The organism is Leptotrichia buccalis C-1013-b, from assembly GCF_000023905.1.
GTDB classification, from domain to species: domain Bacteria; phylum Fusobacteriota; class Fusobacteriia; order Fusobacteriales; family Leptotrichiaceae; genus Leptotrichia; species Leptotrichia buccalis.
Window position 1 is genome coordinate 98,483 of record NC_013192.1, and the last position, 26,624, is coordinate 125,106.

The 26,624-nt window shown below is 31.4% G+C and carries 23 protein-coding genes, 2 tRNA genes, 3 rRNA genes and 1 other RNA gene; 27 read left to right on the plus strand and 2 right to left on the minus strand.

The window, feature by feature from the left end; translation table 11 throughout:
- The first annotated feature begins 8 nt into the window (after positions 1-8).
- The 4 genes from LEBU_RS00500 (at position 9) to LEBU_RS00515 (ending at position 3,099) form a co-directional block, all read left to right on the plus strand.
- Positions 9-917 carry a hypothetical protein gene (locus tag LEBU_RS00500; RefSeq protein ID WP_012806225.1) on the plus strand — a complete coding sequence of 303 codons (909 nt, stop codon included), beginning with the start codon at positions 9-11 and terminating at the stop codon, positions 915-917.
- A gap of 66 nt (positions 918-983) precedes the next feature.
- Positions 984-1,646: a hypothetical protein gene (locus LEBU_RS00505; RefSeq protein ID WP_012806226.1), complete on the plus strand. Its 663-nt coding sequence runs from the start codon at positions 984-986 to the stop codon at positions 1,644-1,646.
- 60 nt (positions 1,647-1,706) lie between these two features.
- Positions 1,707-2,774, plus strand: a complete 1,068-nt coding sequence (locus tag LEBU_RS00510) for a PDDEXK nuclease domain-containing protein (protein ID WP_012806227.1) — start codon at positions 1,707-1,709, stop codon at positions 2,772-2,774.
- Complete coding sequence (locus LEBU_RS00515; protein ID WP_041760710.1) at positions 2,767-3,099, plus strand: winged helix-turn-helix transcriptional regulator; 333 nt, start codon at positions 2,767-2,769, stop codon at positions 3,097-3,099. Before LEBU_RS00510 ends, LEBU_RS00515 begins: the two co-directional genes overlap by 8 nt.
- A 16-nt stretch (positions 3,100-3,115) precedes the next feature.
- On the opposite strand, the gene LEBU_RS00520 is transcribed toward LEBU_RS00515, so the two are convergent.
- Positions 3,116-3,529 carry a pyridoxamine 5'-phosphate oxidase family protein gene (locus LEBU_RS00520; RefSeq protein ID WP_012806229.1) on the minus strand — a complete coding sequence of 138 codons (414 nt, stop codon included), beginning with the start codon at positions 3,527-3,529 and terminating at the stop codon, positions 3,116-3,118.
- 277 nt (positions 3,530-3,806) lie between these two features.
- Here LEBU_RS00520 and LEBU_RS12085 point away from each other — a divergent pair, with 277 nt between their 5' ends.
- The 5 genes from LEBU_RS12085 (at position 3,807) to LEBU_RS00540 (ending at position 6,590) form a co-directional block, all read left to right on the plus strand.
- Positions 3,807-3,944, plus strand: a complete 138-nt coding sequence (locus tag LEBU_RS12085) for a hypothetical protein (RefSeq protein ID WP_012806230.1) — start codon at positions 3,807-3,809, stop codon at positions 3,942-3,944.
- 104 nt (positions 3,945-4,048) lie between these two features.
- On the plus strand, positions 4,049-4,453 hold the full coding sequence (locus LEBU_RS12090; RefSeq protein ID WP_012806231.1) for a hypothetical protein: 405 nt from the start codon (positions 4,049-4,051) through the stop codon (positions 4,451-4,453).
- A 26-nt stretch (positions 4,454-4,479) separates the two neighbouring features.
- Positions 4,480-5,241 carry a precorrin-4 C(11)-methyltransferase gene (cobM, locus tag LEBU_RS00530; protein WP_012806232.1) on the plus strand — a complete coding sequence of 254 codons (762 nt, stop codon included), beginning with the start codon at positions 4,480-4,482 and terminating at the stop codon, positions 5,239-5,241.
- The gene (locus LEBU_RS00535; RefSeq protein WP_012806233.1) at positions 5,241-5,513 is read left to right on the plus strand and encodes a hypothetical protein; all 273 of its coding nucleotides are present in this window, start codon (positions 5,241-5,243) and stop codon (positions 5,511-5,513) included. Before cobM ends, LEBU_RS00535 begins: the two co-directional genes overlap by 1 nt.
- 48 nt (positions 5,514-5,561) lie before the next feature.
- The gene (locus tag LEBU_RS00540; protein ID WP_012806234.1) at positions 5,562-6,590 is read left to right on the plus strand and encodes a hypothetical protein; all 1,029 of its coding nucleotides are present in this window, start codon (positions 5,562-5,564) and stop codon (positions 6,588-6,590) included.
- Between the two features lie 71 nt (positions 6,591-6,661).
- Here the strand turns inward: LEBU_RS00540 and LEBU_RS00545 are convergent, their stop codons facing one another.
- A complete protein-coding gene (locus tag LEBU_RS00545; RefSeq protein WP_012806235.1) occupies positions 6,662-7,120 on the minus strand; it encodes a DUF2798 domain-containing protein in 459 nt (152 codons plus the stop codon).
- Between the two features lie 155 nt (positions 7,121-7,275).
- On the opposite strand from LEBU_RS00545, the gene LEBU_RS00550 reads away from it, so the two are divergent.
- The 18 genes from LEBU_RS00550 (at position 7,276) to LEBU_RS00630 (ending at position 26,485) form a co-directional block, all read left to right on the plus strand.
- Positions 7,276-7,962, plus strand: a complete 687-nt coding sequence (locus tag LEBU_RS00550) for a hypothetical protein (protein ID WP_012806236.1) — start codon at positions 7,276-7,278, stop codon at positions 7,960-7,962.
- A 55-nt stretch (positions 7,963-8,017) separates the two neighbouring features.
- Positions 8,018-8,683, plus strand: a complete 666-nt coding sequence (locus LEBU_RS00555; protein ID WP_012806237.1) for a hypothetical protein — start codon at positions 8,018-8,020, stop codon at positions 8,681-8,683.
- A 204-nt stretch (positions 8,684-8,887) separates the two neighbouring features.
- A tRNA-Gln gene (locus LEBU_RS00560) sits at positions 8,888-8,962 on the plus strand.
- A 227-nt stretch (positions 8,963-9,189) separates the two neighbouring features.
- Positions 9,190-10,203, plus strand: a complete 1,014-nt coding sequence (gap, locus tag LEBU_RS00565; RefSeq protein ID WP_012806238.1) for a type I glyceraldehyde-3-phosphate dehydrogenase — start codon at positions 9,190-9,192, stop codon at positions 10,201-10,203.
- Between the two features lie 248 nt (positions 10,204-10,451).
- Positions 10,452-11,219 carry a sirohydrochlorin cobaltochelatase gene (locus LEBU_RS00570; RefSeq protein WP_012806239.1) on the plus strand — a complete coding sequence of 256 codons (768 nt, stop codon included), beginning with the start codon at positions 10,452-10,454 and terminating at the stop codon, positions 11,217-11,219.
- Positions 11,212-11,886 (plus strand): cupin domain-containing protein, encoded by a 675-nt coding sequence (locus tag LEBU_RS11640; protein WP_012806240.1) that lies wholly within the window; start codon positions 11,212-11,214, stop codon positions 11,884-11,886. Before LEBU_RS00570 ends, LEBU_RS11640 begins: the two co-directional genes overlap by 8 nt.
- Before the next feature lie 560 nt (positions 11,887-12,446).
- On the plus strand, positions 12,447-12,866 hold the full coding sequence (locus tag LEBU_RS00580; protein ID WP_012806241.1) for a class I SAM-dependent methyltransferase: 420 nt from the start codon (positions 12,447-12,449) through the stop codon (positions 12,864-12,866).
- Between the two features lie 204 nt (positions 12,867-13,070).
- A complete protein-coding gene (locus tag LEBU_RS00585; protein WP_012806242.1) occupies positions 13,071-13,322 on the plus strand; it encodes a hypothetical protein in 252 nt (83 codons plus the stop codon).
- A 168-nt stretch (positions 13,323-13,490) separates the two neighbouring features.
- The gene (locus LEBU_RS00590) at positions 13,491-14,006 is read left to right on the plus strand and encodes a COG2426 family protein (RefSeq protein WP_012806243.1); all 516 of its coding nucleotides are present in this window, start codon (positions 13,491-13,493) and stop codon (positions 14,004-14,006) included.
- A gap of 74 nt (positions 14,007-14,080) precedes the next feature.
- Positions 14,081-14,419, plus strand: a transfer-messenger RNA (tmRNA) gene (gene ssrA, locus LEBU_RS11645).
- A 200-nt stretch (positions 14,420-14,619) separates the two neighbouring features.
- Entirely contained in the window at positions 14,620-16,542 is a 1,923-nt protein-coding gene (gene mnmG / locus LEBU_RS00595) for a tRNA uridine-5-carboxymethylaminomethyl(34) synthesis enzyme MnmG (RefSeq protein WP_012806244.1), read from the plus strand.
- Positions 16,543-16,607: 65 nt separating this feature from the next.
- Positions 16,608-17,330 carry a 16S rRNA (guanine(527)-N(7))-methyltransferase RsmG gene (gene rsmG / locus LEBU_RS00600; RefSeq protein WP_012806245.1) on the plus strand — a complete coding sequence of 241 codons (723 nt, stop codon included), beginning with the start codon at positions 16,608-16,610 and terminating at the stop codon, positions 17,328-17,330.
- A 217-nt stretch (positions 17,331-17,547) separates the two neighbouring features.
- A 16S ribosomal RNA gene (locus LEBU_RS00605) occupies positions 17,548-19,059 on the plus strand.
- A 112-nt stretch (positions 19,060-19,171) separates the two neighbouring features.
- Positions 19,172-22,076 (plus strand): 23S ribosomal RNA (locus LEBU_RS00610).
- A gap of 61 nt (positions 22,077-22,137) precedes the next feature.
- Positions 22,138-22,250 (plus strand): 5S ribosomal RNA (gene rrf, locus LEBU_RS00615).
- Together the 16S, 23S and 5S rRNA genes with 1 tRNA gene alongside form the textbook arrangement of a ribosomal RNA operon.
- Before the next feature lie 15 nt (positions 22,251-22,265).
- Positions 22,266-22,342, plus strand: a tRNA-Asn gene (locus LEBU_RS00620).
- 270 nt (positions 22,343-22,612) lie between these two features.
- Complete coding sequence (locus tag LEBU_RS00625) at positions 22,613-24,307, plus strand: M3 family oligoendopeptidase (protein WP_012806246.1); 1,695 nt, start codon at positions 22,613-22,615, stop codon at positions 24,305-24,307.
- Between the two features lie 324 nt (positions 24,308-24,631).
- On the plus strand, positions 24,632-26,485 hold the full coding sequence (locus LEBU_RS00630; protein ID WP_012806247.1) for a DNA/RNA helicase domain-containing protein: 1,854 nt from the start codon (positions 24,632-24,634) through the stop codon (positions 26,483-26,485).
- Positions 26,486-26,624 lie beyond the last annotated feature (139 nt).

Here is a 26,624-nt window from a genome sequence, read left to right on the forward strand (position 1 = left end):
ATAGATGAATGGAAAAGATTTCTAAAAGCGTAAAAAAGTTAAAACCTAAAATAATAATATTTATAGTTTTACAAATTTTATTATTTATGTATTATTTCTGGATTGGAAAATATGATTGGGATTATGGTTTTGATTTGCCATACCGTATAGTTTTTGAAGGAATATTTTCGGTAGTAGTAGGCGTATTTTTTGGTTTAATATTTTATTTATTAGGAAAAAGTGAAGAATATGAAAATGATAAAATTTTGAAATTGCCAATATTTTTTATAATTTTGTCAATGATATTACTATTTAGAATAGATATTATGGGAGTTATAAAATTATGTTTTTTCAACGGATTATTCATTTTAGGAATATTTAGAAGTAAAATAGAGATTAGAAGTTATTTGTTTAAAGTTTCTAAAATTACATTATGGTTTGTTGTAATGTACTTTTTAATACCAATTTATATATTCTTTTTTCCAAATGCTTTTATGATTTTTTTTGCAATAATAGAAAGTATTTTTGGAATTGATAAAAGCTTTAGTCAATATATAACTTTAATTTCATTTTTTATTACTAATTTCTTTTTTGGATTTTTTATAAAAAAATATTTTGATAAAGAAGAAATTGAAGTTGTAAGAATATTGACAATAGCAGCCTGTCTAATAATTATGGGAATATTTATTTTTATGGGCTTTAATTGGTATAAAGAAGACTATCACGCAATAATTTATACTTTCCCCTACAAAGTTTTGATGTATTTTGAAGAAGGGGAAAATAGTGTCGAAAAATTTGGGATTATAAAGACATTAGAGTCGAGGTACTTTGTTTATGCGATGATTGTTAATATGGGATTTTATTTGGGAACTTTGAAAATAAATAATAAAAATAAAAGGAAAAATTGTGTTGAAAACAAGATTGATGGGGATATTTAATAAGAAGTAGTTAAAATTTAAGAACTAAAAGAAAGAAGGAATTATTATGAAAAAATATTATTTATTTTGTTACTTGGAGTAGCAATTCAAGGACTAGCAGAAACAATTGTAAAAGGAACTTATGATACGAAGAAAAAAAGATACATAGAATTAAGTCAAATTTTTGAAAAGGAAATAAATTTGAGTTATGTATTGCCAAGTGATAAAAAGAATATAGTAACGTATAAAACTGAAAATTATGATATTTTAGTGAGAAAAAGTGATTTATTGGAATTATACAATAAAAATAGAGATAAAAAAGAAAAGAATATAAAAAATAGTATTTCAGATAAAGATAAAAAATTGGATTATGTCCGTAATTATATTGCTGAATTGGTCGAAAACAATAGGGCAGTTATTTATGAAAGAAAAACAAAAAAAGAAATAAAAAATATTGTAAAAGTAAAATACAATAACGATATTTACTATGATGCGGGAAGAGGTTCAAATTACGATGGTTATAAATTTTATACAGATAAAAGTTTGTCGCAGGAAATCATGAAATTTGATATTATAACACAATTTGGAGTTGCACTCCACAGCAGTTTGGGAGATAATCCGTATAATAGGGAATTGACAGAAAAGGAAAAAGAGTATAGAGAAAAAAATGGAAATCATTTTGAAGAATTAAAGGGATTGTATGAGAAAGCCGTTCAAAATCCGAATGTTGAACAAAAAATTAGTTATTAGTTAAATATGTTTGATAAGTTATAAATTATTTTTAGAATTTAATATAAATAGGGGGTTAAAATGGGTAAAATTGAAAAAGGAATTGAGAGTAATATGGTTTATTTGCAAATCAAAGAATTGATGGAAAATGCAAGGAAACAGGTATCTGTAAAGATTAATAATATTCTTGTGCAGACTTATTGGAAAATTGGGAAAATTATTATAGAAGATGAACAGAAAAATAATGAGAGGGCGGAATACGGGAAAAAACTTTTAAAAGAATTGTCAAAAAAATTGACAAAAGAATATGGAAAGGGCTTTTCAAAATCAAATTTATTTAATATGAGAAAATTTTATTTGAAATATCAAAAATTCCAGACAGTGTCTGGAAAATTGAGCTGGTCCCATTATTGTGAGATTTTGAGTATATCTGATGATAAAGAAAGAGCATTTTATGAAAGGGAATGTGAAAATTCAAGATGGTCTGTTCGAGAATTAAAAAGGCAAATTTCAACATCATTATATCAAAGATTACTGCTTTCTTCTGGAGAAATAAATAAGAAAAAAGTTTTGGAATTGTCAAAAGTAGGAAATGTTATTCAAAAACCACAAGATATAATAAAAGATCCATATGTATTTGAGTTTTTAGGACTTCCTGAAGATAAATCCTTATTGGAAAGTGATTTGGAAGCTTCTCTTGTAAAACATATAGAAAAATTTTTGCTTGAACTTGGAAAAGGTTTTATGTTTGTAGGTTCTCAATATCGGATAACTCTGGGGAATAATCATTATTATGCGGATATGGTTTTTTATAATAAAGTTCTTAGAAGTTATGTTTTGATAGAGCTGAAAACTTCTAAATTAATGCCTGAAGCTGTGGGTCAGATGAATATGTACTTAAACTATTTTAAGGCAGAAGTAAATGATGAGTTTGACAATGAGCCAGTTGGAATAATTTTGTGCACAGATAAAGAAAATGGTATTCAGTCTGAATATGCACTAGGTGGACTTTCTAATCAGATTTTTGCTTCAAAATACACGTTGTATATTCCTAATAAGGAAGTGTTTGAAAATGAGGTGGAAAAAGTTTTGAGGGAGTATAATAAGAAAATAAAATTAAAAGGAATAGAGAATGATAATTATGAATAAAAAAGAATTACCGAAGTGTTCTGTTGAAATAACGCTTTCTTTAATTTCTAATAAATGGAAAATACTTATAATAAGAGATTTACTCGATGGAACAAAAAGATTTGGAGAGTTGAGAAAATCTATAAACGGAATTTCTAATAAAGTTTTGACATACAATTTAAGAGAAATGGAGGAGGACAATCTTCTTATAAGAAAGATTTATCCTGAAGTTCCTCCAAAAGTTGAATATTCTCTTACTGAAACAGGGTACAGCTTAAAACCAATACTGGAAAGTATGGATAAATGGGGTATAAATTACAGAGAAAAACAAAATACGAATAACTGAAATTGTATCAAATTAATTATAGTTTTTCAATTTTAAAATTTTCATTGGTATAAGTTTTTAAATCAAAAGTCCTGATTTCTTCTACATTAATATAAAAAAGTTCAAAAATAGGATTGTCAGGAGTTTTAAAAAGTTCTTTTATTGCTGGATATTCATTTAAAACTCTTGTTTTAAGATCAATATCATCAGTAAAATGAATATTTCCATTTACGGATATAAATGATAAATAATCTTTTGAATGAGAGAGAAAAGAAACGTAAGGACATTTTTTTAACTGTTTATAAACGTTTTTATTATTTGTAGTTGCAAGATATACATTATTTTTTTCAGAAAACAGATATTGTAAAATTCTTGTTTTAGGTTTATTATCATTGAGTGTAGCTAAAATTCCGTAAGAGTTTTCTTTTAATATTTTATTATAATCAACCATTTTAATTTCCTCCAGATATATTTTTTTGAGTTAGCTAACTATGTTAATTATAGCTTAAAACAGAAAAATTGTGAAGAAGGCACATTTTTATTACGAAGTAACAAAATGGTAACTTTAAAAAAGGGGAAAGTGCTATATTAAATTTTATTTATCAAATAACAATGTGTGGCTTATGAAATATGCAGGAAGTAAATATTTGATATTTGAAAAGCAAAAATAGTTAAAAATAATAATTTATAATTTGATGAAAAATAAATAACATGAAAAGAGAAAAAAGTTGGAAATAAAAAAAGTCTATGATGATAAGGATTGGTATGAAGAATATATTCAAGTTTTAAAAGACGGAAAAGAAATTCATTATGGTGAAAGTTTTGATTTGCCGAAATATGAAAATGGAAATTATGTGGAAATATAGAGTATTACAAATTTTTTAAAATTTATTTAAAAAAATGGGAAGATAAAATTTATTTTATTCCAAAGTATAATTTTTGTAATGAGAAGGTATACGGATATTCACCGTTGGAATTTTTGGAAAATGATATAAAAGAAATTTTAGAGAATAAGGAAGAAATTAATAAAATCAAGAAATTGACAATAAAGGATATTTTGTGTGAATGGGTATGTAATAGTCAGTTTAGAGAATTTTGCAATAGTTTTGAAGATTATCAGAAAAAATTGGTTAATGAAATTTATTTTGTGGATAACGAGATAATTAATAACGACATTTCAGGAAAATTTGAAAAGATTTTTGAAATAAAAAACAAAAAAATAGAAAAAATAAATGTTGAAGAAGTTGAAAAACTTGATAAAATATCCGTTTATCTTGAAAATGGGAAAGTCTGGGAAGCATTTTTTAAGAAAGATAAAAAAATATATTTGAATACAGAAATATCAGTAAGTTTTGAAATAAATGAAATATTATAAAAATAAAAAAAGAAAGAGGTAATTTTATGAAAAAAGTATACTTCATAGGAGCAGGACCAGGAGATCCTGAATTGATTACAGTAAAAGGGCAAAGAATCGTAAAAGAAGCAGATGTAATAATTTATGCTGGATCATTGGTTCCAAAAGAGGTTATTGATTGCCATAAGGATGGAGCTGAAATTTATAATTCCGCTTCAATGAATTTGGATGAAGTGATGGAAGTTACGATAAAGGCACACAAAAAAGGGAAGCTGGTAGCAAGAGTGCATACTGGAGATCCGAGCATTTATGGTGCAATAAGGGAACAAATGGATATTCTGGATGAATATGGGATTGAATATGAAGTAATTCCAGGAGTGAGTTCATTTGTGGCTGCTGCTGCTGCAATAAAAAAAGAATTTACCTTGCCAGATGTGAGCCAGACAATAATTTGTACAAGACTAGAAGGAAGAACATCTGTTCCTGAAGCAGAAAGTCTTGAAAGCCTTGCTTCACATAAATGTTCGATGGCAATATTCCTATCTGTACAAATGATTGATGAAGTTGTAAAAAGATTATTAAAACATTATGATAAAACAACACCAATTGCAATTGTTCAAAGAGCAACTTGGGAAGATCAGAAAATTGTTATGGGAACATTAGAAACAATTGCTGAACTTGTGAAAAAGGAAAAAATTACAAAAACGGCACAAATTCTTGTAGGAAACTTTATGGGAAATGAATATTCTAAGTCTAAACTTTACGACAAGGCATTTTCGCATGAGTTTAGAAAAGGAATTGAAGAATAATGAAAAAACTAATAACAATAATTCTATTTATATTTTCCATGCAAATTTTTGCAGAGCAGTATCAAGTAATAAAACAAAAAAATGTTACTTTATCAAAAGAGCAGATTGAGGTGGAAAATAAAAAAATTGAAAAAATGTTATATAATTATGATAATGAAAAGCCAAAGAAAATATTAGAATCTAAACTTCCTCAATTAAAAAATAAATTTAATAAAAACGCACCTATGGAATTAAGTGAGTTTTTTCCAAAAATTCAAAAATTCAAAAATTAATAAATGAAATTTTTTTTAATATTGTTTAATGTATAAGGACTTGGAAATATGAAAATTATAAAACTTGAAAATCAGAAAAATGATTCTTTTTTTGAAGCAGAATGTTTTTTGCATATTGGAGAAGCAGAAGAAGATAAAAATTATGTGGCATTTGATTTGAGAAGGGAAGATGATCCGCTGTATAGCTGTTCTTATTATGATTTTGAGAAAGAAAAGGGAGACAAAATATTTCATTGTTTTGATGGGCAGGATTATTCGTGGAAATGTTATGAAAATGAAGTTACGAATGATGAAAAATTGAAAAATGAAATTTTAGGAAATTATGATATTTTGAGAAACAGCACAATTAGATATTTGAAAGAAATAATTCATAAAAATAAAGTTGTTTTTTCAAAAAAATTAATTGAACTTCTTGAGAAAATAAAAGCGGGAGAAAAAATAAACAAGAAGGAATTTCGGGTAGAACTGAAAAAAGTTGGACTGTATAAATCAATTTGGAAAGAAAAAACAGAAATTTTTGATGATGTTGTAAAACGGGAAATTGGTTTTGAGAAGATAATAAAATTTATTGAAAAAAATAATGTGAATAGGATTGTATTTGATAATAACGAGTTTTTAGAAAATGAAGAAATAGGAAAATTTATTAAAGAATATACAATTGTAGAATTTCGTGATTTTAAGCCAATTAAAGATTTTGATATGATAAAAATGACTTTGGAAGAATGGAATAATCTCAAGAAATGGAAAAAATTGGAAGTAGAAAATAATATTATTGAAATTGAAGAAAAAGATTTTGAAAAAGATGTTCCGATTTATAGATTAAACGGGAGAAAAATAAATGCAAAAATAGAAATTACAGATTTTGTGGAAATTAAAAATAATTTTCTTTGTTATTTTAATAAATGGTTTAGCAAGGGAAAAAACGATAATTTAATAGAAAAGGCAGTTATAAAAGGTGTTATACGAGATGGGAGAAAGTTTTATAACTGGATTTTTTTTGATAGAAATAATAAGATTGTAACAAGAGAAGAATATGATGAATTTGGGAAAAGGTGTGATTTGAAAAATAAGAGTTAAAAAATATGTAAAATAGTAAAAAAATAACATGATTAAAGAAACTGATAATAGTTTGATAATCATGTTTTTATTTATATTTTGCTATCGAAATATCTTTGTAACATTTGAAGTTTTAACCGTGAAATTGGGCCTACAATTAGCAATTGCAACGGCAGGGCGGCAATAAAATTCATTCCCCATCCAATAAAATAGGCACTTACAATATTTTGCGGTATTTCAGGACGCATTAACAAGCCAAAAATAGACATAAATGTAACCATTCCTATAACCATTAAAAGCGAAATTGCTAAAATAATCTGTAATTTAATATTTTTATCAATTGGAAATTTGAAAGCAATCTTCTTTGCAACAGGTCCGACGATAACTGTATCAAAGAAAAAAGCAACAATAAATCCTGGAATTAATCCAATCGCAAATTTTGCAAAGCTCAATTTTCCAACAAGGGCCAAATTATAGGCACTCATTCCACAAACCATTAAAAAACACATTGTAACTCCAAAAATAATTCCTTCTTTCTTATTTCTAGGCATTAAATCCTCCTTCAAAATTATAAATTTCCTATATTATATCACATAAATTATTTTTTCGTAAGTTTTTGCGTTTTAAAATAATTTTTAATTTTAATATTTCATAAAAATATGTTATACTCTTGTAAGGAAGCTAAAACATAGAATAAGGAGATTTTATGAAAAAAGTATTGTTTGCACTAATGCTAGTAATAATGGGAAATACTTTTACAGCAACAGTATCAAGAAATTTAAAAACAGCAGCTAGAGTATCAGAAAATGAGAGAAAAGAAATGGAAAATGCAATTCAAAAGGAGATTCAGCCCTTTGTACATTTCGTTATGAATGCTGGAATTTCAGAGGCGAGAAAACAGCTTAGTGAAGAAGCATTTGATAAATTGTTTGGAAAAGATTATGTTATAAGTAATTCCTTGAAAAATGAAATCACAGAAAAATACATTGATGAAATAGTAAAATTCACATTAAAAGGAGTAGAACCAAGAGTTGTAATAAAAAAAATTGATTATGTTTCTCAAAATGAAGTGCAAGTAAATTATGATATAAAAATTAAAAATTTAGAAAAATTTTGGGATATATTAGAATTGGATGATGGAACGGAAAGAAAAATTATAAAAAAAATGGGAATTAAAAATGAAGATGAAATAGAAAGAGTTATGAAAAATAAAGGGAATGACGAATTAAAGAGAAAATATTATTATATATTTCTTGAAGAAATGGTAAATTTCATTAATGAAAAAGCAAAGGGATTCAAAGAGGAAGAAACTTTGCTGGAAGATATGTCAGTTACAGTAAAAAAAGTGAATAACAAATGGAAAATAGAAAATTTAGAAAATAACTTTAATTAAAAAAATATGGTATAATTAAATGAAAACTAAAATAAATGTAAAGTGAGGAGATTTTATGAAAAAAATATTATTTTTGATTATGTTAGTTGTATTAGGAAATAGTTTTGCCGCACCTTCCAAAAATTCTAAGATTGGAAGTGTGTCAAATGAAATAACAGCAAACGAAAAAAAAGAAGTTGAAAGAGTGCTGCAGAAAGAGCTTCAATCTATTATGAACGAAATAGTAGGTGCAGAATTATCAGAAATTGCAAAAATAATTGGTAACCAAATATTTGATAAAGAATCTAATATAAGTGCTTCTGCAAAAAATAGAATTATTCAAAAATTTTCAAAAGAATACATATCAATGGCATTAAATAACATTGATACAAAGATTGATATCAAACAGTTTAAAAATCTTCCAAATAACAAAGTTCAGGTCTTCTATGATATAAAAATAAAGGATATATCAAAAATATCACTTGAAAGCAAAAAGGAAATGGAAGAAAAGGTTTTAAAAAATCTAGGATATAAAAGTCAAGATGAAATAAAGAAAATTTTGATGAGTTCATCAAATGATGCTAAAAAAGAAAAAATTTATGAAAGCATATTACAGGAATCTTTAAAAATAGTAGGAGAAAAAATGAAAAATATCAAAGCTGAGGCATTTTTAGTTAAAGATGCCGCAACTACATTCGTAAAAAGAAATGGTGTATGGAAAATTGAAGGTTTAAATAATTAATTTAGCAAAAAAGTCTGTCTTAGAAATTAAAATTATTATAATAGGACAGACTTTATTCAAATTGCTAGAATACTCTTTAAAAAAAATAATTGTTGCACTTGACTTGACAATATACCTAAAAAAATAATTTTAAAAATTATAAAATAAAGTGTTGACAAATTGAATTTTTTTTTGTATAATAATTACTGTCTTAAGGAAAATTGTTGGGCTGTCGCCAAGCGGTAAGGCACTGGACTTTGACTCCAGCATGCAATGGTTCGAATCCATTCAGCCCAGCCATTTAAAAATAAATTATATGTATAAATATGCTACTGGTTACAGTAGTTTTTTTTTGCTAAAAATTATTATCAAATACTTACACTTAAAATTGAAATTAAATTATATAAAAAAACTATAAAATTTATTAATTTTTGACTGTTGAAAATTCAAAAAAAATGTGGTATACTCAAATTGTAAGAAACAATATATTAATTTATATATTAAAATTTTTAGGAGGTATTATTAAAATGGCAGTTAAAGTAGCAATTAATGGATTTGGAAGAATCGGAAGATTAGCATTAAGATTAATGGCTGAACAAACAGATAAATTTGAAGTGGTGGCAATTAATGATTTAACAGATGCTAAAATGTTAGCACATTTGTTCAAATATGATTCATCTCAAGGAAGATTCAACGGAACTATTGAAGTTAAAGAAGGAGCTTTCGTAGTAAACGGAAACGAAATTAAAGTTTTCGCAGAAGCTGATCCTGAAAAATTACCTTGGGGAGATTTAGGAGTAGACGTAGTATTAGAAGCAACAGGTTTCTTTGCAACTAAAGAAAAAGCTGAAAAACACGTAAAAGCAGGAGCTAAAAAAGTAGTTATTACTGCACCTGGTGGAAATGACGTTAAAACAGTAGTTTACAACGTAAACCACGAAATCTTAGATGGTTCAGAAACAGTTATCTCAGGAGCTTCTTGTACAACTAACTGTTTAGCACCAATGGCTAAAGCATTAAATGACAAATTTGGAATCGTAACTGGAACAATGACAACTATCCACGCTTACACAGGAGACCAAAATACATTAGATGCACCACACAGAAAAGGTGACTTAAGAAGAGCAAGAGCTGCTGCAGTAAATATCGTACCTAACTCAACAGGAGCTGCAAAAGCAATTGGATTAGTAGTACCTGAATTAAACGGAAAATTAGATGGAGCTGCTCAAAGAGTACCTGTTCCAACTGGTTCATTAACTGAATTAGTATCTATTTTAAACAAAAAAGTAACTGTTGACGAAGTAAATGCAGCTATGAAAGAAGCAGCTAACGAATCATTCGGATATACTGAAGAACCATTAGTATCTTCTGATATTGTTGGAATTCACTTTGGATCATTATTTGATGCAACTCAAACTAAAATTGTTCAAAATGGAGATGCTCAATTAGTTAAAACAGTATCTTGGTATGACAACGAAATGTCTTATACTTCTCAATTAATCAGAACTTTAGGATACTTCGCAAGCAAAATTGCTAAATAATTGATTTTAAACCGAAATCTTAAAAATTAACTTTGAAAATCGGCTAGAAATGGTCGGTTTTCTTTTTTGTATTATAAAAAATTAATATATTTATTTTTAAATTTCTATTTTTTTAAATATGTGTTATACTATAATAAAATTATTTTAAAACCAAACTAAAAGGTTACTATTATCTTGTTTAACTATGAATTTTTAGATATTTAAAGAGGTTCAAGTATACTTTATAAAATTGAAAGGAAATATAGTTTATGGAAAAAGGGATTGTTGTTGCAAGTTATGGAACTGTACATACCGAGACATTAAAAAAAACAATTGAGGTTATAGAAAATAACGTAAAGAAAAAATATGGAGAAAAGAATTTTGAACGTGCATTTACGTCTAAAAGAGTATGCCATAAACTGAAAACTGAAAAAAATTATTTAGTCTTTAATTATGAAGAAGCTCTGAATGCTTTAAAAAATAAGGGTTTTAATAATATTGTAACACTGTCACTTCATATTTTGGATGGAGTTGAGTACAAAAAATTGAATAATAAATACGGAAAAATTTCAGAACCGTTATTGTTTGTGGAAGAAGATTATGAAAAAATTGTTGAAAATGAGGAATTTAATGATACAAAAGGCAATGATGCAATTATTTTTGTAGGACACGGTTCAGAAGATATTTCGGATAAAAGTTATGAAAAGTTACAGAAAAAATATGAAAAAGCTGGAAAAAACAATATTTTTATTGGAACAATTGAAGGAAAGATTCAAATTTCAGATATTTTAGAGAAATTACAAAATACAGATTATAAAAAAATACTAATAAAACCTTTTTTAATAGTTGCTGGAAAACATGCAAAAAAAGACATTATGTCAGATACTGAAAATTCATGGAAAACAATTCTTGAAAAAAATGGATATACTGTGGAAACAGAATTAGTAGGAATGGGAGAATATCAATTTATTCAGGAAATGTTTATGAAAAAGCTGGAAAAAATATTATATATAAATAAAGGAGAGATTTATGGTTAAAATAGAAGTTGCAAAACCAATAAACTTTAACAGGCTTATTACTTCTAAAGAAGCTGAAGTGGTAAGTATGCGAATTTTAAATCAGCCAAACAGCTATATTTCTTTATTTTCTTTAGCAAAAGATGAGGAAATAACAGCAGAAGCTATGCTTGGAAACCGTTATTATTATTGCTTTAATGGTAATGGAGAGATTTTTATTGAAAATAATAAGAAAACAATTTCCAATGGAGATTTTCTTGAAATAACAGCAAATCATAATTACTCTATCGAAGCAAGGGATAATTTGAAGTTAATTGAAATTGGAGAAAAGATAGGAGATGGAAATATGGAAAATAAGACATTAAAAATGCTGGAAAGTGCAAGTGCTTTTAATCTTGCTGAAGTTGTTGAATATCAGGAAGGAAAAATTGTAAGTAAAAATTTAGTGGCAAAACCAAATTTAGTAATGACAATTATGTCTTTTTGGAAAGGTGAGAGCCTTGATCCACATAAAGCACCTGGAGATGCTTTGGTTACTGTGCTCGATGGGGAAGGAAAATATTATGTTGATGGAAAACCATTTATTGTGAAAAAAGGTGAAAGTGCAGTTCTTCCTGCAAATATACCTCACGCTGTAGAAGCTGAAACAGAAAATTTCAAAATGTTATTAATACTTGTTAAAGAATAAGAATTTTATCAAAAAAATTATATAATACTATTTCCCGTTTAAATAGCGAATGTTTAATAAATTTTGAATTACATACTATTTAGTAAGGAATTAAAACTTTTTGTCCTTAACATAGTTTCTATTTTATAATGGGATTTAGTATTAGATTATTTTATTTAATATTAGTTTTTACTATTTTTATTAGGTTTTTTTCGCAGGATTGCTCATTGCCGCAAATCCTTATCTTGCAGTAAAGGTTTATCCTGATAATTAAAATTGTGGCAAGATTGCTACGCAATACCTATGGCTAGACTACGACTTTTATTTGCCTAACTCCGAAACTCCTCCTTACAGTCGTCAGACAGTCGTAGCTGAACAAATAAAAGCTCCGTCGGTTTTTATCGTTTGTTGAAAAAGCTTGTAATAAATTCGTTATTTAAATGGGGTTTAGTATAAATTAGACGTATTGACCACAAAAGTCTGGACAAATTTAATTCTTATTTTATAAAAATTGTGATATAATAATCTAAAATTATAACTTTGCTGTTAAAATTCAAAAAATTTTAAAATTTGGAGAAAATATGGAAAATAAAAAAAATATGAAAAAGTTTTACGATACAATCGCAGAAAAATATGATTTTATTTTTTCGCTTTCAGATGTTCAGAAGAATTTTTTTCAAAAATATATTACAGGGAAAAAAGTGCTTGATGTGGGAGCTGCAACAGGTAATTTGTCAAAATTTCTAAAAAATGAAGGATATGATGTAATTTCGATTGATATAAATGAAAAATTGATTGAGCAGGCTAGAGAAAAAAATGTTGATGTAAAAAATTTGGATATGATGAGAATTGATGAATTAAGAAAATTTGACACAATAATAAATGTTGGAAATACGTTACCGCATTTGAATAGCAAAGATGAGATTTTTTTATTTTTAAAAAAGGCTTATTCACAGCTTGAAAATAATGGGAAACTGATTATTCAACTAGGGCGTGTCTGAAAACTATCAAAATGATGAATTTTTAATAAATTTTTCCAAAATCAAAAATAATAAATACTGATTTTATCGTGATTTGTATAATTTATAAAATCAAAAAAACATTAAATATAACATAGATTTTGAGTTTTCAGACACAGTCTAATAAATTTTTATAAATTTTTTGAAAATCAAAAATCTGAATCTGATTTTTTGGGAAATTTACCATTGATTGAAAATGAAAATGTGAAATTTGAGCGTTATTATTACAAAAATTCTGATAATAATGTGATTTTTAAAACTATTTTGGATGATAAGTTTGAAAATGATGAAATTTTAACAAATGTTAATTATTTTGATTTTATGAAATTTTTTGAGCAATTAGGAATAAGCAATGTAAAAGTATTTGGTGGCTTTAATGAATCTGAGTTTATCTTGGAAAAATCACAGCCGTTAATATTTGTGATTACAAAAAAATAATTAAATTTAGTTGGAAATATGTTGTAAATGTATGAATTTTTGTAAGAATTAGATAGGATTTTAAATAAAAAAATAGAGTATAAGTTCTCTTGAAATAATGTAAATAAACAATAAAGGAGGAATTTGTAATAATTAATGAATGTAATTATTATAAAGTAAAAAATAAAAATGATGGAATCTTTTAAAAATTTTATAAAGGTAACTTTGATTGGAGCTCCACTTTTAAACAAAATGATTGGAATATTTCTTATATCAATGCTGCCTATAATTGAGCTTCGTGGTGCAATACCGATTGGAGCGGCTATTGGCTTACCTTGGTATTTGAATATGATTGTTTCGATTATTGGAAATATGCTTCCTGTACCATTTATTCTGCTGTTTTCAGTAAAAGCTTTTGAATTTATGAAAAAACATAATATTATGGTAAAATTTATTGAAAAAATAGAAAATCGTGCGAAAAAGCGAAGTGAAGGACTTGCAACAGGAGAATTTATTGGCTTAATGCTGTTTGTAGCAATTCCATTTCCAGGAACAGGTGCTTGGACAGGTGCATTAATTGCGGCGTTGCTTCAATTTAATAGAAAAAGATCATTTTTTTACATTGGATTAGGAGTCGTAATAGCTTCAGTAATAATGACTTTAGCGTCTTATGGTGTAATAAGCCTTTTTGTACCGAAACATTAAAAAAATTAAAATGGCTGTTGAAAAATAAATGTTTTTATGATAGAATGACTTGAAAATTAAAAATAAATAATTAAGGGAATGTTTTGGTTTCGACAGGATAAAAAGATTATTATTGGCAAGTAAGCGGGAGCTTTAAAATCCAACTTAAAAATAATCGGAAACGATAATTACGCATTAGCTGCCTAAGATAGCAGCTCATCTCTTTTGGGAACGCCATTTTTCCATTAGATGATGTCATTTTTAATGGCTTACTCAAATGTATGATTATGTCATTTGGGGAAATCTTATAATCTCGCCTTTAGACTTTTGTCTGTTTAATATCTAACGGTTAAAGCGTTAAATAGACTAAACTTGTAGAAGATAGTAAGAACTTTTTATTTTGGACACGGGTTCGATTCCCGTCATTTCCACCAAAACAGAAAATAAAAATCGAATTATTAAATAAACTGTAAGCGAGTTGCATAACTCGTTTTTTCTTTTTTGAAAATACTTTATTGAAAAAAATAAAATATTAATATATAATGGATTTATAAAAAGAATTGGAAGCGAAAGGAGAGTGTAATTTTAGGTCAAAGTATTATTTTGAGAATAAAAATTACAATTTATAAATAAAATGAGAAATTATGATGTAATCGTAGTTGGTGCTGGACACGCGGGAATTGAAGCAGCATTGGCATCAGCTAGATTAGGGCTGAAAACAGCGGTTTTTACAATAACGCTTGACAATATAGGAGTTATGTCCTGTAATCCATCAGTTGGAGGACCTGCAAAAAGCCATCTGGCTAAGGAAGTTGACGCATTAGGCGGAGAAATTGGACGAAATATGGATAAAAGCTTTGTACAAATGAGAATTCTGAATACAAAAAAAGGACCAGCAGTTCGTTCGTTAAGGGCTCAGGCAGATAGAAAAATTTACGCAAGGGAAATGAAAAAAACAATAGAAAATCAGCAAAACTTAGATACTGTTCAAGATATTGTTACAGAATTAATTGTTGAAGAAATTGAAATTTTAGAAGGAAATTCTAAAAGAATTGAAAAAGTTATAAAAGGGATAAGAACTAAGACAGGAATGGAGTTTTTTGCAAAGGCAGTTGTACTTGCAACAGGAACATTCTTGAGAGGACTTTTATACATTGGAGATAAAAGGGTGAAAGGTGGAAGAATGGGAGAGTTATCAGCAGATGACCTGACAGATTCCCTGAAATCTTTAGGATTTAAAATGGATAGATTCAAGACAGGGACACCTCCTAGACTTGATATTAGAACATTAAATCTGGAAAAATTGGAAGAACAGCCAGGAATAACAGATATTCCATTAAAATTTTCAATGAGAACTCCAAATGATGAAGTTTTGGAAAAACCTCAATTATCCTGCTATTTAACACGGACAAATGAAACAACGCATAAAATAATACTCGATAATCTGGACAAAGCGCCAATGTATAATGGAAGTATAAGCAGCACAGGACCAAGATACTGTCCATCAATTGAAGATAAAGTTGTAAAATTTAATGATAAAGACAGTCATCATCTGTTTTTGGAACCAGAAGGATTTGACACGGCAGAAGTCTACATAAGTGGACTTTCCACAAGTTATCCCGCTAGTTTGCAGCAAAAGATAGTAAATACAATTGAAGGACTCGAAAATGCCCATATAATGCGATACGGGTATGCGGTGGAATACGATATTGTAGACCCTAGCGAACTTGACTACACTCTTGAAACTCGTAAAGTAAAAGGACTTTATCTGTCTGGGCAGCTAAATGGTACAAGCGGTTATGAAGAGGCAGCCGCACAGGGAATTATCGCAGGAATTAATGCAGCTTTGAAGATTAAAGGACAAGAGCCGTTTATTTTAGACAGAGAAAGTTCATACATTGGGACAATGATAGATGATTTAATAAATAAGGAATTGTTTGAACCGTATAGAATGTTTACAGCAAGATCTGAGTTCCGCCTTATTTTACGTGAAGACAACGCTGATATAAGACTTTCTGAAAAAGCTTATAAAATCGGACTTCTTGATAAAAAGTATTACGATATTGTACAGGAAAAGAAAAAAAATGTTAAAAAAACAATAGAAAACCTTGAAAATATAAAACTAGGAAGCAGTAACCAAAGGCTCATGGAAATTCTTGATAAATACAATGAAAGTCTAAAAAGTGGAACAACTTTAAAGGAAATTTTACGCCGTCCAAAAGTTACATATCAGGATATAAAATATATCGCTGAAATCATTGAAAATGTGCCAAATCTAAATTTTGACGATGAAACTGAATACCAAATTGAAGTTCAGACAAAATATGAGGGCTACATCGCCAAAGCTATCCAAATTATGGAAAAACAGCAAAAATTGGATGATAAAAAAATTCCTAAAAATTTTGACTATGACAGCATGAAAGGAATTACAAGGGAAGCAAAGCAGAGATTAAAGGAAAATAGACCATATAATGTAGGACAGGCATCTAGAATGTCTGGAGTAACACCAGCAGATATTTCTGTGCTGCTCATGTATTTAGATGGAGTTTTAAAATAAATCTAGCTATTTTAAAATCAAACTAAAGAAAATTTTTATATATTAATGAAACATAAGGAGAAAAAGTGGAAAATATAAACGAAGAAGCCAATTTAAGAGAATATTTCTTAAACTTGCTTTCAAAATCAGAAATTAAAATGCCAAACGAAAAAATTACACAAATGCTGAAATTTTTAGAACTTTTATATAACAAAAATCAAATTATGAATTTAACAGCAATTCGCGATAAAAAAGGAATGTTGGAAAAACATTTTATAGATTCCTTACTTTTAACAAAAGTTATAAATGATGATGAAAAATCTTTTATAGATGTGGGAACAGGTGCTGGATTTCCTGGGCTTGTACTTGCCATTTATTACCCAGAGAAAAAGTATTTGTTAGTAGATTCAGTAAGGAAAAAAATAGAATTCATAAATGAAGTAATAAAAGAATTAAATTTACAGAATGTAACCACAAGTTTTGAACGTTCAGAAGAATTAATAAAAGATAAAAGAGAAAGTTTTGATGTTGCACTTTGCCGAGGAGTAGCAAATTTGAGGATAATACTGGAGTATATGATTCCATTCATAAAAGTAAATGGACGATTTTTACCGCAAAAATTAAACCTAAACGAAGTAGAAGAATCAAAAAATGCTTTAAAGATTCTAAATTCAAAAATAAACAAAACATTTGAATTTAAACTTCCAGAAAGCAAAGATACAAGAATAATATTGGAAATTATAAAACTTCAAAAAACAAATGTAAAATATCCTAGAAAAGTAGGGATACCGGTAAAGAAACCTCTATAATTACAAAAAACCAAATTTTTTGAAAAAAAGTAGTTGACAAATAAATTTAATTATGATAACATATATCTTGTCGATACAAAAAGGTATCAAAGGACAATGATATTAAGAATAGAAGAAGCAATAAGTGTAAAAGATAAATATTAATGTCAAGAACTCTTGTCTATAAGATAAGATTCTCGTCAAGACAAAAGGTGAAATTAAATATATGAAAATATATTGAATGAAGAGTTTGATCCTGGCTCAGGATGAACGCTGACAGAATGCTTAACACATGCAAGTCTTTGGCAAATCTGTGCTTGCACAGCCTAGCCAAGGCGGACGGGTGAGTAACGCGTAAAGAACTTGCCCTGCAGACAGGGATAACAGACGGAAACGACTGATAATACCTGATATAATTGCCAGCACGCATGTGCCCGGCAATGAAAAGTGATGCTGCAGGAGAGCTTTGCGTCCTATTAGCTTGTTGGTGAGGTAATGGCTCACCAAGGCGATGATAGGTAGCCGGCCTGAGAGGGTGAACGGCCACAAGGGGACTGAGATACGGCCCTTACTCCTACGGGAGGCAGCAGTGGGGAATATTGGACAATGGGGGCAACCCTGATCCAGCAATTCTGTGTGCACGAAGAAGGTTTTCGGATTGTAAAGTGCTTTCAGCAGGGAAGAAGAAAGTGACGGTACCTGCAGAAGAAGCGACGGCTAAATACGTGCCAGCAGCCGCGGTAATACGTATGTCGCAAGCGTTATCCGGAATTATTGGGCATAAAGGGCATCTAGGCGGCCAGACAAGTCTGGGGTGAAAACTTGCGGCTCAACCGCAAGCCTGCCCTGGAAACTGTTTGGCTAGAGTGCTGGAGAGGTGGACGGAACTGCACGAGTAGAGGTGAAATTCGTAGATATGTGCAGGAATGCCGATGATGAAGATAGTTCACTGGACGGTAACTGACGCTGAAGTGCGAAAGCTGGGGGAGCGAACAGGATTAGATACCCTGGTAGTCCCAGCCGTAAACGATGATTACTGGGTGTGGGCATGAAGAGTGTCCGTGCCGAAGCTAATGCGATAAGTAATCCGCCTGGGGAGTACGGCCGCAAGGCTGAAACTCAAAGGAATTGACGGGGACCCGCACAAGCGGTGGAGCATGTGGTTTAATTCGACGCAACGCGAGGAACCTTACCAGATCTTGACATCCTACGAATGCCTGTGAGAACAGGCAGTGCCTTCGGGAACGTAGAGACAGGTGGTGCATGGCTGTCGACAGCTCGTGTCGTGAGATGTTGGGTTAAGTCCCGCAACGAGCGCAACCCCTATCGCTAGTTGCCATCATTAAGTTGGGGACTCTAGCGAGACTGCCTGCGAAGAGCAGGAGGAAGGTGGGGATGACGTCAAGTCATCATGCCCCTTATGATCTGGGCTACACACGTGCTACAATGGCCGGTACAAAGAGCTGCAAAACGGTAACGTTTAGCCAATCTTTAAAGCCGGTCCAAGTTCGGATTGAAGTCTGCAACTCGACTTCATGAAGCCGGAATCGCTAGTAATCGCAGATCAGCAATGCTGCGGTGAATACGTTCTCGGGTCTTGTACACACCGCCCGTCACACCACGAGAGTTGTTTGCACCTGAAGCCGCCGGTCCAACCGTAAGGAGGAAGGCGTCTAAGGTGTGGATAGTGATTGGGGTGAAGTCGTAACAAGGTATCCGTACCGGAAGGTGCGGATGGATCACCTCCTTTCTAAGGAGTAACAAACACTGCTTCTTCTTATGTCTATGTTCATTATTAGGACAATGGGAAATGAATAGTAGGTAAAAGATTACAATAAACTAGAGTAAAAGTTATTCTGGAGAAAAAAGCTAATAAGGGCACACGGAGGATGCCTAGGCAACAACAGCCGATGAAGGACGTGATAAGCTGCGATAAGCCGGGAGTAGATGCACATAATCGCTAATCCCCGGATTTCCGAATGGGAAAACCTGCATATCTGGAGGATATGCGTGAAAACGGTAAGCCCGTGAACTGAAACATCTAAGTAACGGGAGGAAAAGAAAGTAAAAACGATTCCCTAAGTAGCGGCGAGCGAACGGGGATAAGCCTAAACCGTGTCAGTGTCAAGCGGACAGCATTGCTGACACGGGGTTGTGGGACTTCCATTAACGGATTGTCATAATGTTTAAGTTGTATGTATGTAAGTAGAATCAGTTGGGAAGCTGAACCAAAGAAGGTGATAGTCCTGTAGAACATAAAATATATATAACAACTGGAAGCACCCGAGTAGCGTCAGGCACGAGGAATCTGGCGTGAATCAGCGTGGACCATATCACGTAAGGCTAAATACTGTTGTTGACCGATAGTGAAGAGTACCGTGAGGGAAAGGTGAAAAGAACCCTGAGCAAGGGAGTGAAATAGAATTTGAAACCGTGTGCTTACAAACGGTAGGAGCACTTTATGTGTGACTGCGTGGATTTTGGTTAATCATCCTGCGAGTTATGATCAGTGGCAAGGTTAATAAAGCGGAGCCGAAGGGAAACCGAGTCTTAATAGGGCGTTAAGTCGCTGGTCATAGACGCGAAACCTAGTGATCTAGGCCTGTCCAGGCTGAAGCTGAGGTAAGACTCAGTGGAGGGCCGAACTCACCGCCGTTGAAAAGTTGGGAGATGAGATAGGTCTAGGGGTGAAAAGCCAATCGAACTAGGAGATAGCTCGTTCTCTCCGAAATGCATTTAGGTGCAGCCTTGATGTTAAGATATGTGGGGGTAGAGCTCTGTATGATCTAGGGGGCGTACTGCTTACCGAAATCAAGCAAACTTCGAATACCATATATTAATCGTCAGGAGTGAGTCCATGGATGACAAGGTCCATGGACGAGAGGGGAACAGCCCAGACCGCCAGCTAAGGTCCCTAATTATGTCTAAGTGGGAAAGGAGGTGGATATTCACAGACAACCAGGAGGTTGGCTTAGAAGCAGCCATACCTTGAAAGAGTGCGTAACAGCTCACTGGTCGAGAGTATCTGCGCCGAAGATGTAACGGGGCTAAGACATAAACCGAAGCTGCGGAGGCGTGTTTTCACGCCTGGTAGGAGAGCGTTCTGTAGACCGTCGAAGGTAAGCTGCAAGGCTTTCTGGAGGCATCAGAAGTGAGAATGCAGGAATGAGTAGCGAGAAGGCGGGCGAGAATCCCGCCGGCCGGAAGTCCAAGGTTTCCAGGGGAAGGTTTGTCCGCCCTGGGGAAGTCGGGACCTAAGCATAAGCAAAAATGTGATGGCGAATGGAAAACAGGTTAATATTCCTGTACCACTATTATCGCTTGAGAGACGGAGTGACGCAGGAAGGTATGTGAGAAGACTGACGGAATAGTCTTTCTAAGGGCGTAGCATGGACACGCAGGTAAATCCGCGTGTCTAAATGTGAGACCTGATGGGCAAGTGCATTAGCATAAGTCACAGATCCTACACTGCCAAGAAAAACTTCTATCGATGAAAAATAGTGCCCGTACTGTAAACCGACACAGGTGGACAGAGTGAGAAACTTAAGGCCGACAGGATAACTCTAGCTAAGGAACTCTGCAAAATAGCCCCGTAACTTCGGGAGAAGGGGTGCCTGATATACCTGAAAGGAGAAACACCTCAAGGGGAAACAGGCCGCAGTGAAGAGTCCCAAGCAACTGTTTACCAAAAACACAGGTCTATGCTAAGCTGAAAGGCGACGTATATGGGCTGACACCTGCCCAGTGCCGGAAGGTTAAGAGGAGGAGTGAGAGCTCCGATTTGAAGCCCCGGTGAACGGCGGCCGTAACTATAACGGTCCTAAGGTAGCGAAATTCCTTGTCGGGTAAGTTCCGACCTGCACGAATGGTGAAATGATTTGGGAGCTGTCTTGGCTGGAGACCTGGTGAAGTTGTAATGTCGGTGAAGATACCGACTACCTGCAGTAGGACGGAAAGACCCCGTGGAGCTTTACTGTAGTTTGGCATTGGGTTTTGGCTGTGTGTGTATAGGATAGTTGGGAGACTGTGAAGTTAAGGCGTCAGTTTTAACTGAGTCGTCGTTGGAATACCAACCATATGCCGTTGAAATTCTAATCTGGTAACGGAGACAGTGCTAGATGGGCAGTTTGACTGGGGCGGTCGCCTCCAAAAGAGTAACGGAGGCGTTCAAAGGTTCCCTCAGGCTGGATGGAAATCAGCCTAAGAGTGCAAACGCATAAGGGAGCTTGACTGCAAGACTGACGGGTCGAGCAGGTACGAAAGTAGGAGTTAGTGATCCGGCGGTTCCGTATGGAAGGACCGTCGCTCAACGGATAAAAGCTACCCCGGGGATAACAGGCTGATACTTCCCAAGAGTCCATATCGACGGAAGTGTTTGGCACCTCGATGTCGGCTCGTCTCATCCTGGGGCTGGAGAAGGTCCCAAGGGTTGGGCTGTTCGCCCATTAAAGAGGCACGCGAGCTGGGTTCAGAACGTCGTGAGACAGTTCGGTCCCTATCCACTGCAGGCGCTTGAATACTGTAAAGTTCTGACCTTAGTACGAGAGGACCGGGTTGGACAGACCTCTGATGTATCAGTTGTCACGCCAGTGGCATGGCTGAGTAGTCACGTCTGGAACGGATAATCGCTGAAAGCATCTAAGCGAGAAGCCGTCTTTGAGATGAGTATTCGTAGTATCCATGGAGAACACATGGTTGATAGGCCAGAGGTGTAAGTGCAGCAATGCATTCAGCTGACTGGTACTAATATTACATCTGCTTTTTAGTTAATCTTTTACTACTACTATTTATTTCTCATTGTCTTAACTTGACAATTTAATTCTTGAAGTTTGGTGATGTTAGCAGCAGGGATACACCCGGTTACATTTCGAACCCGGCAGTTAAGTCTGTTTACGCCTAAAATACTTGGATTCGTCCCGGGAAAATAGGTAGTTGCCAAACTTTTTTCTTTTGTGTGTCTCCGTAGCTCAGCCGGTTAGAGCATCTGACTGTTAATCAGAGGGTCGTTGGTTCGAGTCCAACCGGGGACGCCATTTTTTTTATTTTTCTTTTCTATACTTCCACTTCATAGCATATCACTTACAGTTAGTTATTTTTTAAATAATATTTTTAATTTTAAAATTGTTATTTTTTTTAAAATTTGATATACTTAATAATGATTTCATTTATAAAATTAAGAAATTATTTTGTTTAAATTCATTATTCTGATATTTTTCAGATATATGCTAATTTATAATAAAATTTTTTTAAGTTGAACTAAATAGAAATTAAGTATGATTTATTGGAAAGGTAGATGTTAGAATATGAAATTTAATGAATATGAGTATGAACATTTAGATTTAGAGAAAATAAAAGAGAATTTTTCGGAGTTAATAGAGAGTTTTGGAAAGGCAGAAAATGTGGAAGTACAGATTGAGGCATTTGATAAAATTATAAAGCTGAGAAATCATATTGAAACTATGCAGACGCTTGTTTCGATTCGGCATAGTATTGATACAAATGATGAATTTTATGATAAGGAAAACGAGTATATGGATGAAATTAGTCCAATTTTGTTTGGATTTACTAATGATTTTTATAAAGCGCTTGTCAATTCAAAATTTAAAGATGAACTCATCAAGAAATACGGGAAATTGCTGTTCGACTTAGCAGAAAATACATTGAAAGTTTTCTCGAACGAGATTATTCCAGATGCACAGGAAGAAAATAGATTATCTAGCAAATATTCAAAATTGATTGCCAGTGCAAAAATTGATTTTGATGGAAAAGAGCTTAATTTATCGCAAATGGTTCCTTACACTCAATCTAAAGACAGAAATGTAAGAATTGAGGCGGCAAAGAAAGTGGCTCATTTTTTTGCTGAAAATCAAGAAAAATTTGACAATATTTATGATTCACTTGTAAAAGTGAGAACTAAAATGGCACAGAAAATGGGATACAAAAATTATGTGGAATTTGGGTATAAACAACTTTCAAGACTGGAATATGATGCAAAAATGGTGGAAGGTTACAGAAAGCAAGTACTTGAAAACATTGTTCCACTGCATACTGAACTTCGTAAAAGACAGGAAAAAAGACTGGGAGTGGAAAAACTTAGATTTTATGACGAGGCTATAAAATTTAATTCTGGAAATGCTGATCCGCATGGTTCGCCTGAGTGGATTCTGAGTCATGGGAAAATGATGTATAAGGAATTGTCGAAGGAAACTGATGAGTTTTTTACATTTATGACTGAGAATAATTTGCTTGACTTGCTTTCTAAAAAAGGAAAGATGAGTGGCGGATACTGTACTTATATTCCAGAACATAAGGCACCGTTTATTTTTGCCAATTTTAATGGGACTGCACATGATATTGATGTTTTAACGCACGAAGCAGGGCATGCTTTTCAAGTTTATCAAAGCCGAGGTTTTGATGTGCCTGAATATTTATGGCCGACTTACGAGGCTTGTGAAATTCATTCAATGAGTATGGAATTTTTAACTTGGCCGTGGATGGACTTGTTCTTTGAAAATGATACAGAAAAATACAAGTTTATTCATTTATCAGAAGCGCTTTTATTCATTCCTTACGGGGTAACTGTCGATGAATTTCAACATTGGGTTTATGAAAATCCAGACGTTACGCCACAGCAGCGTCGTGAAAAATGGCTTGAAATTGAGAAAAAATATTTACCAACTAGAGATTATGGGGAAATTGAAGAATTAAAAAATGGAATTTTCTGGTTTAGACAAGGGCATATTTTTAGCTCACCATTTTATTACATTGACTATACATTAGCTCAAGTGTGTGCTTTCCAATTCTGGATAAAATCAAGGGAAGACAAGGAAAAGGCATGGCAGGATTATTTAAATTTGTGTAAACTTGGTGGAAGCAAATCGTTCTTTGGATTAATGAAGTCGGCTAACTTGAAAAATCCGTTTGAAGAAGGGACAATAGCAGCTGTGATTCCGAAAATTAAGGAATATTTGGATAGTGTTGATGATATGAATTTGTAATTTGCTTTTAGCAAAACTTCTAGTTTATTTCTTTTGTTTACAGTAGGATATTTATAGTTCATAATATATTTTCTTTTGATAATGTTTTTATGATTACTAATATTCTAAAAAAATTATTATGAGTTTCTATTTATCTTAAATATATCATACAATCTATGAACTTAAGTTTTGTTTTATACTATTTCCCGTTTAAACAGTAGACTGGTTATGAATTTCTTTGCAAGGGGTCAAGACCCCTTGTTCACAAATAATATAAAATATAACTTCTATTTTTAAACATGATTTAGTATTATATAATAAATAATGTTAGGAGGTTATTATAAAATGAACCATAGTACTCTGATTTTAAAAGTTAAAAATATTATAAATTCTAATGATACTACTGCTTATATTAACAAGTTAGGAACTATTTTAAGAAATAAAAAAATTGATGAAAAAGATATGAGTATAAGTGAATCTCAAGTAAAAGCATGGAAAGATTGTTTTAAATTTTTAAAAGAGAATCTTACAGGCATCAATAAAAATATTGATTTATTATTTGAATATAGTTTGCCAGGAACTATTCATGAACGTCCTGACGTCATTATCCTTACAGAAAAAAAATTGATTATATTAGAATTTAAAAGAAAAAAAAGACCTGAAAATGAAGATATTAGCCAAGTTTTAAGATATAAAGAATGGATCAAAAATTTTCATTCTACAACAAAAGAGAGAAATCTTAAAATTAAAGAATATATTGTCTGTACCTTTCCATATAGCAATCCTTATCAAGAGAGAGGTGTCAATATTTTAACTTCTGAAAATTTTAATGATACATTAAAAAAGGAACTTGAAAGAGAAAAGGAAACTACACCTAGCATTATTAATAAATGGATACATTCAAGTATGACAATAATGCCAGATATGTTAAAAGCAATAGAACTTCTATATAAAGAAAATAAACTTCCTTACATTTCTGACGTAAATAAACAATGTCTCAATACAGTTAAAGAATATATGAGAGAAGTTTATCAAAATTCTAAAATTAAAAAGAAAAATACTAAATTAGTAATTGTTGTTGATGGTGTTCCAGGAGCTGGAAAAACAGCATTAGGATTTAATATCATTCATACTGCTAATAAAAAAGGAAAATTAAATGCTGTTTATATAACAGGAAATGGACCTTTAGTTGACGTTCTTAGTTATCAACTAAACAACATTATAGAAAACCGTGCTGCTGCTCCAAACATTATAAGAAGTATGAAAAATTTTAAGAGTAAACATAATAACAATAATGATGATAAAAATGTAAAAATATTAGTGTTTGATGAAGCTCAACGTGCTTGGAATAAACATGAAAATAATGAATCAGAACCTAAAATTTTACTTGAAGCTGGAAATCAAATAGCAAATAAATATGGATATGCAATAATTCTAGTTTTATTTGGAAATAAACAATACATATATAAAGGTGAAGAAGGTGGACTATCTTTGTGGCTTAAAGCAATAGAGGAGAGTGAAGATTGGAATATTCTACTTTCAGATAATCTAAACAAACAGATTGATAAAAATGAATTTACTAAAAAAGAAAGAAGAAGGGTTGATAAAAGATTATACCTATCTACTTCTATTAGAGGGAATTCTAATGATTGTAGTAAGTGGGTGAATAAAATCATTTCAGATGAAAGTATTGAGGATATAAAAAAAGAATTTGAAAAAATAAATAATACATCATTTACAATCTATTTAACACGTTCTCAGGAAAAGGTTAAAAGTTACTGTGAAAAATTAGATGAGAACAAATCATTTGGAATTTTTGTATCTAATTTTAGTTCAGAAAAAAATATTATTTTTAATAACCGTGATAATACTGCATATGGTAAATGGTTTTTAGGAGAAAGTAAGAATCTCTCAACATATTGTTCTGTTTTTGGGTGCCAAGGATTAGAGCTAGATTATCCAATAATAAAATTTAGTGATGATTATACCAGAAAAAATGGAAAATGGATTTACGGTGGTAAGAAATATGAAAATGCAATAAATAGTAAAATATATCAAAATCCTGAGGATATAGTCGAAAATAATTACAGAGTCCTTTTAACTAGAGGAAGATATGGAATGATATTATTTATTCCAGAAAATAAAATTTTTGATGAGACATATGAATATTTTAAATCTATGGGAATAAAAGAATTATAGGTATAATTTTTTATTACACTTGATTATATACTTGAACCTGTACAAAATTAAACTATTAAAAATCATATAAACTTATGGTTTGAACAAAATAGTCATAGCTTTTGAGTTCAGTTTTAAATCAGTTTTACCATACAATACA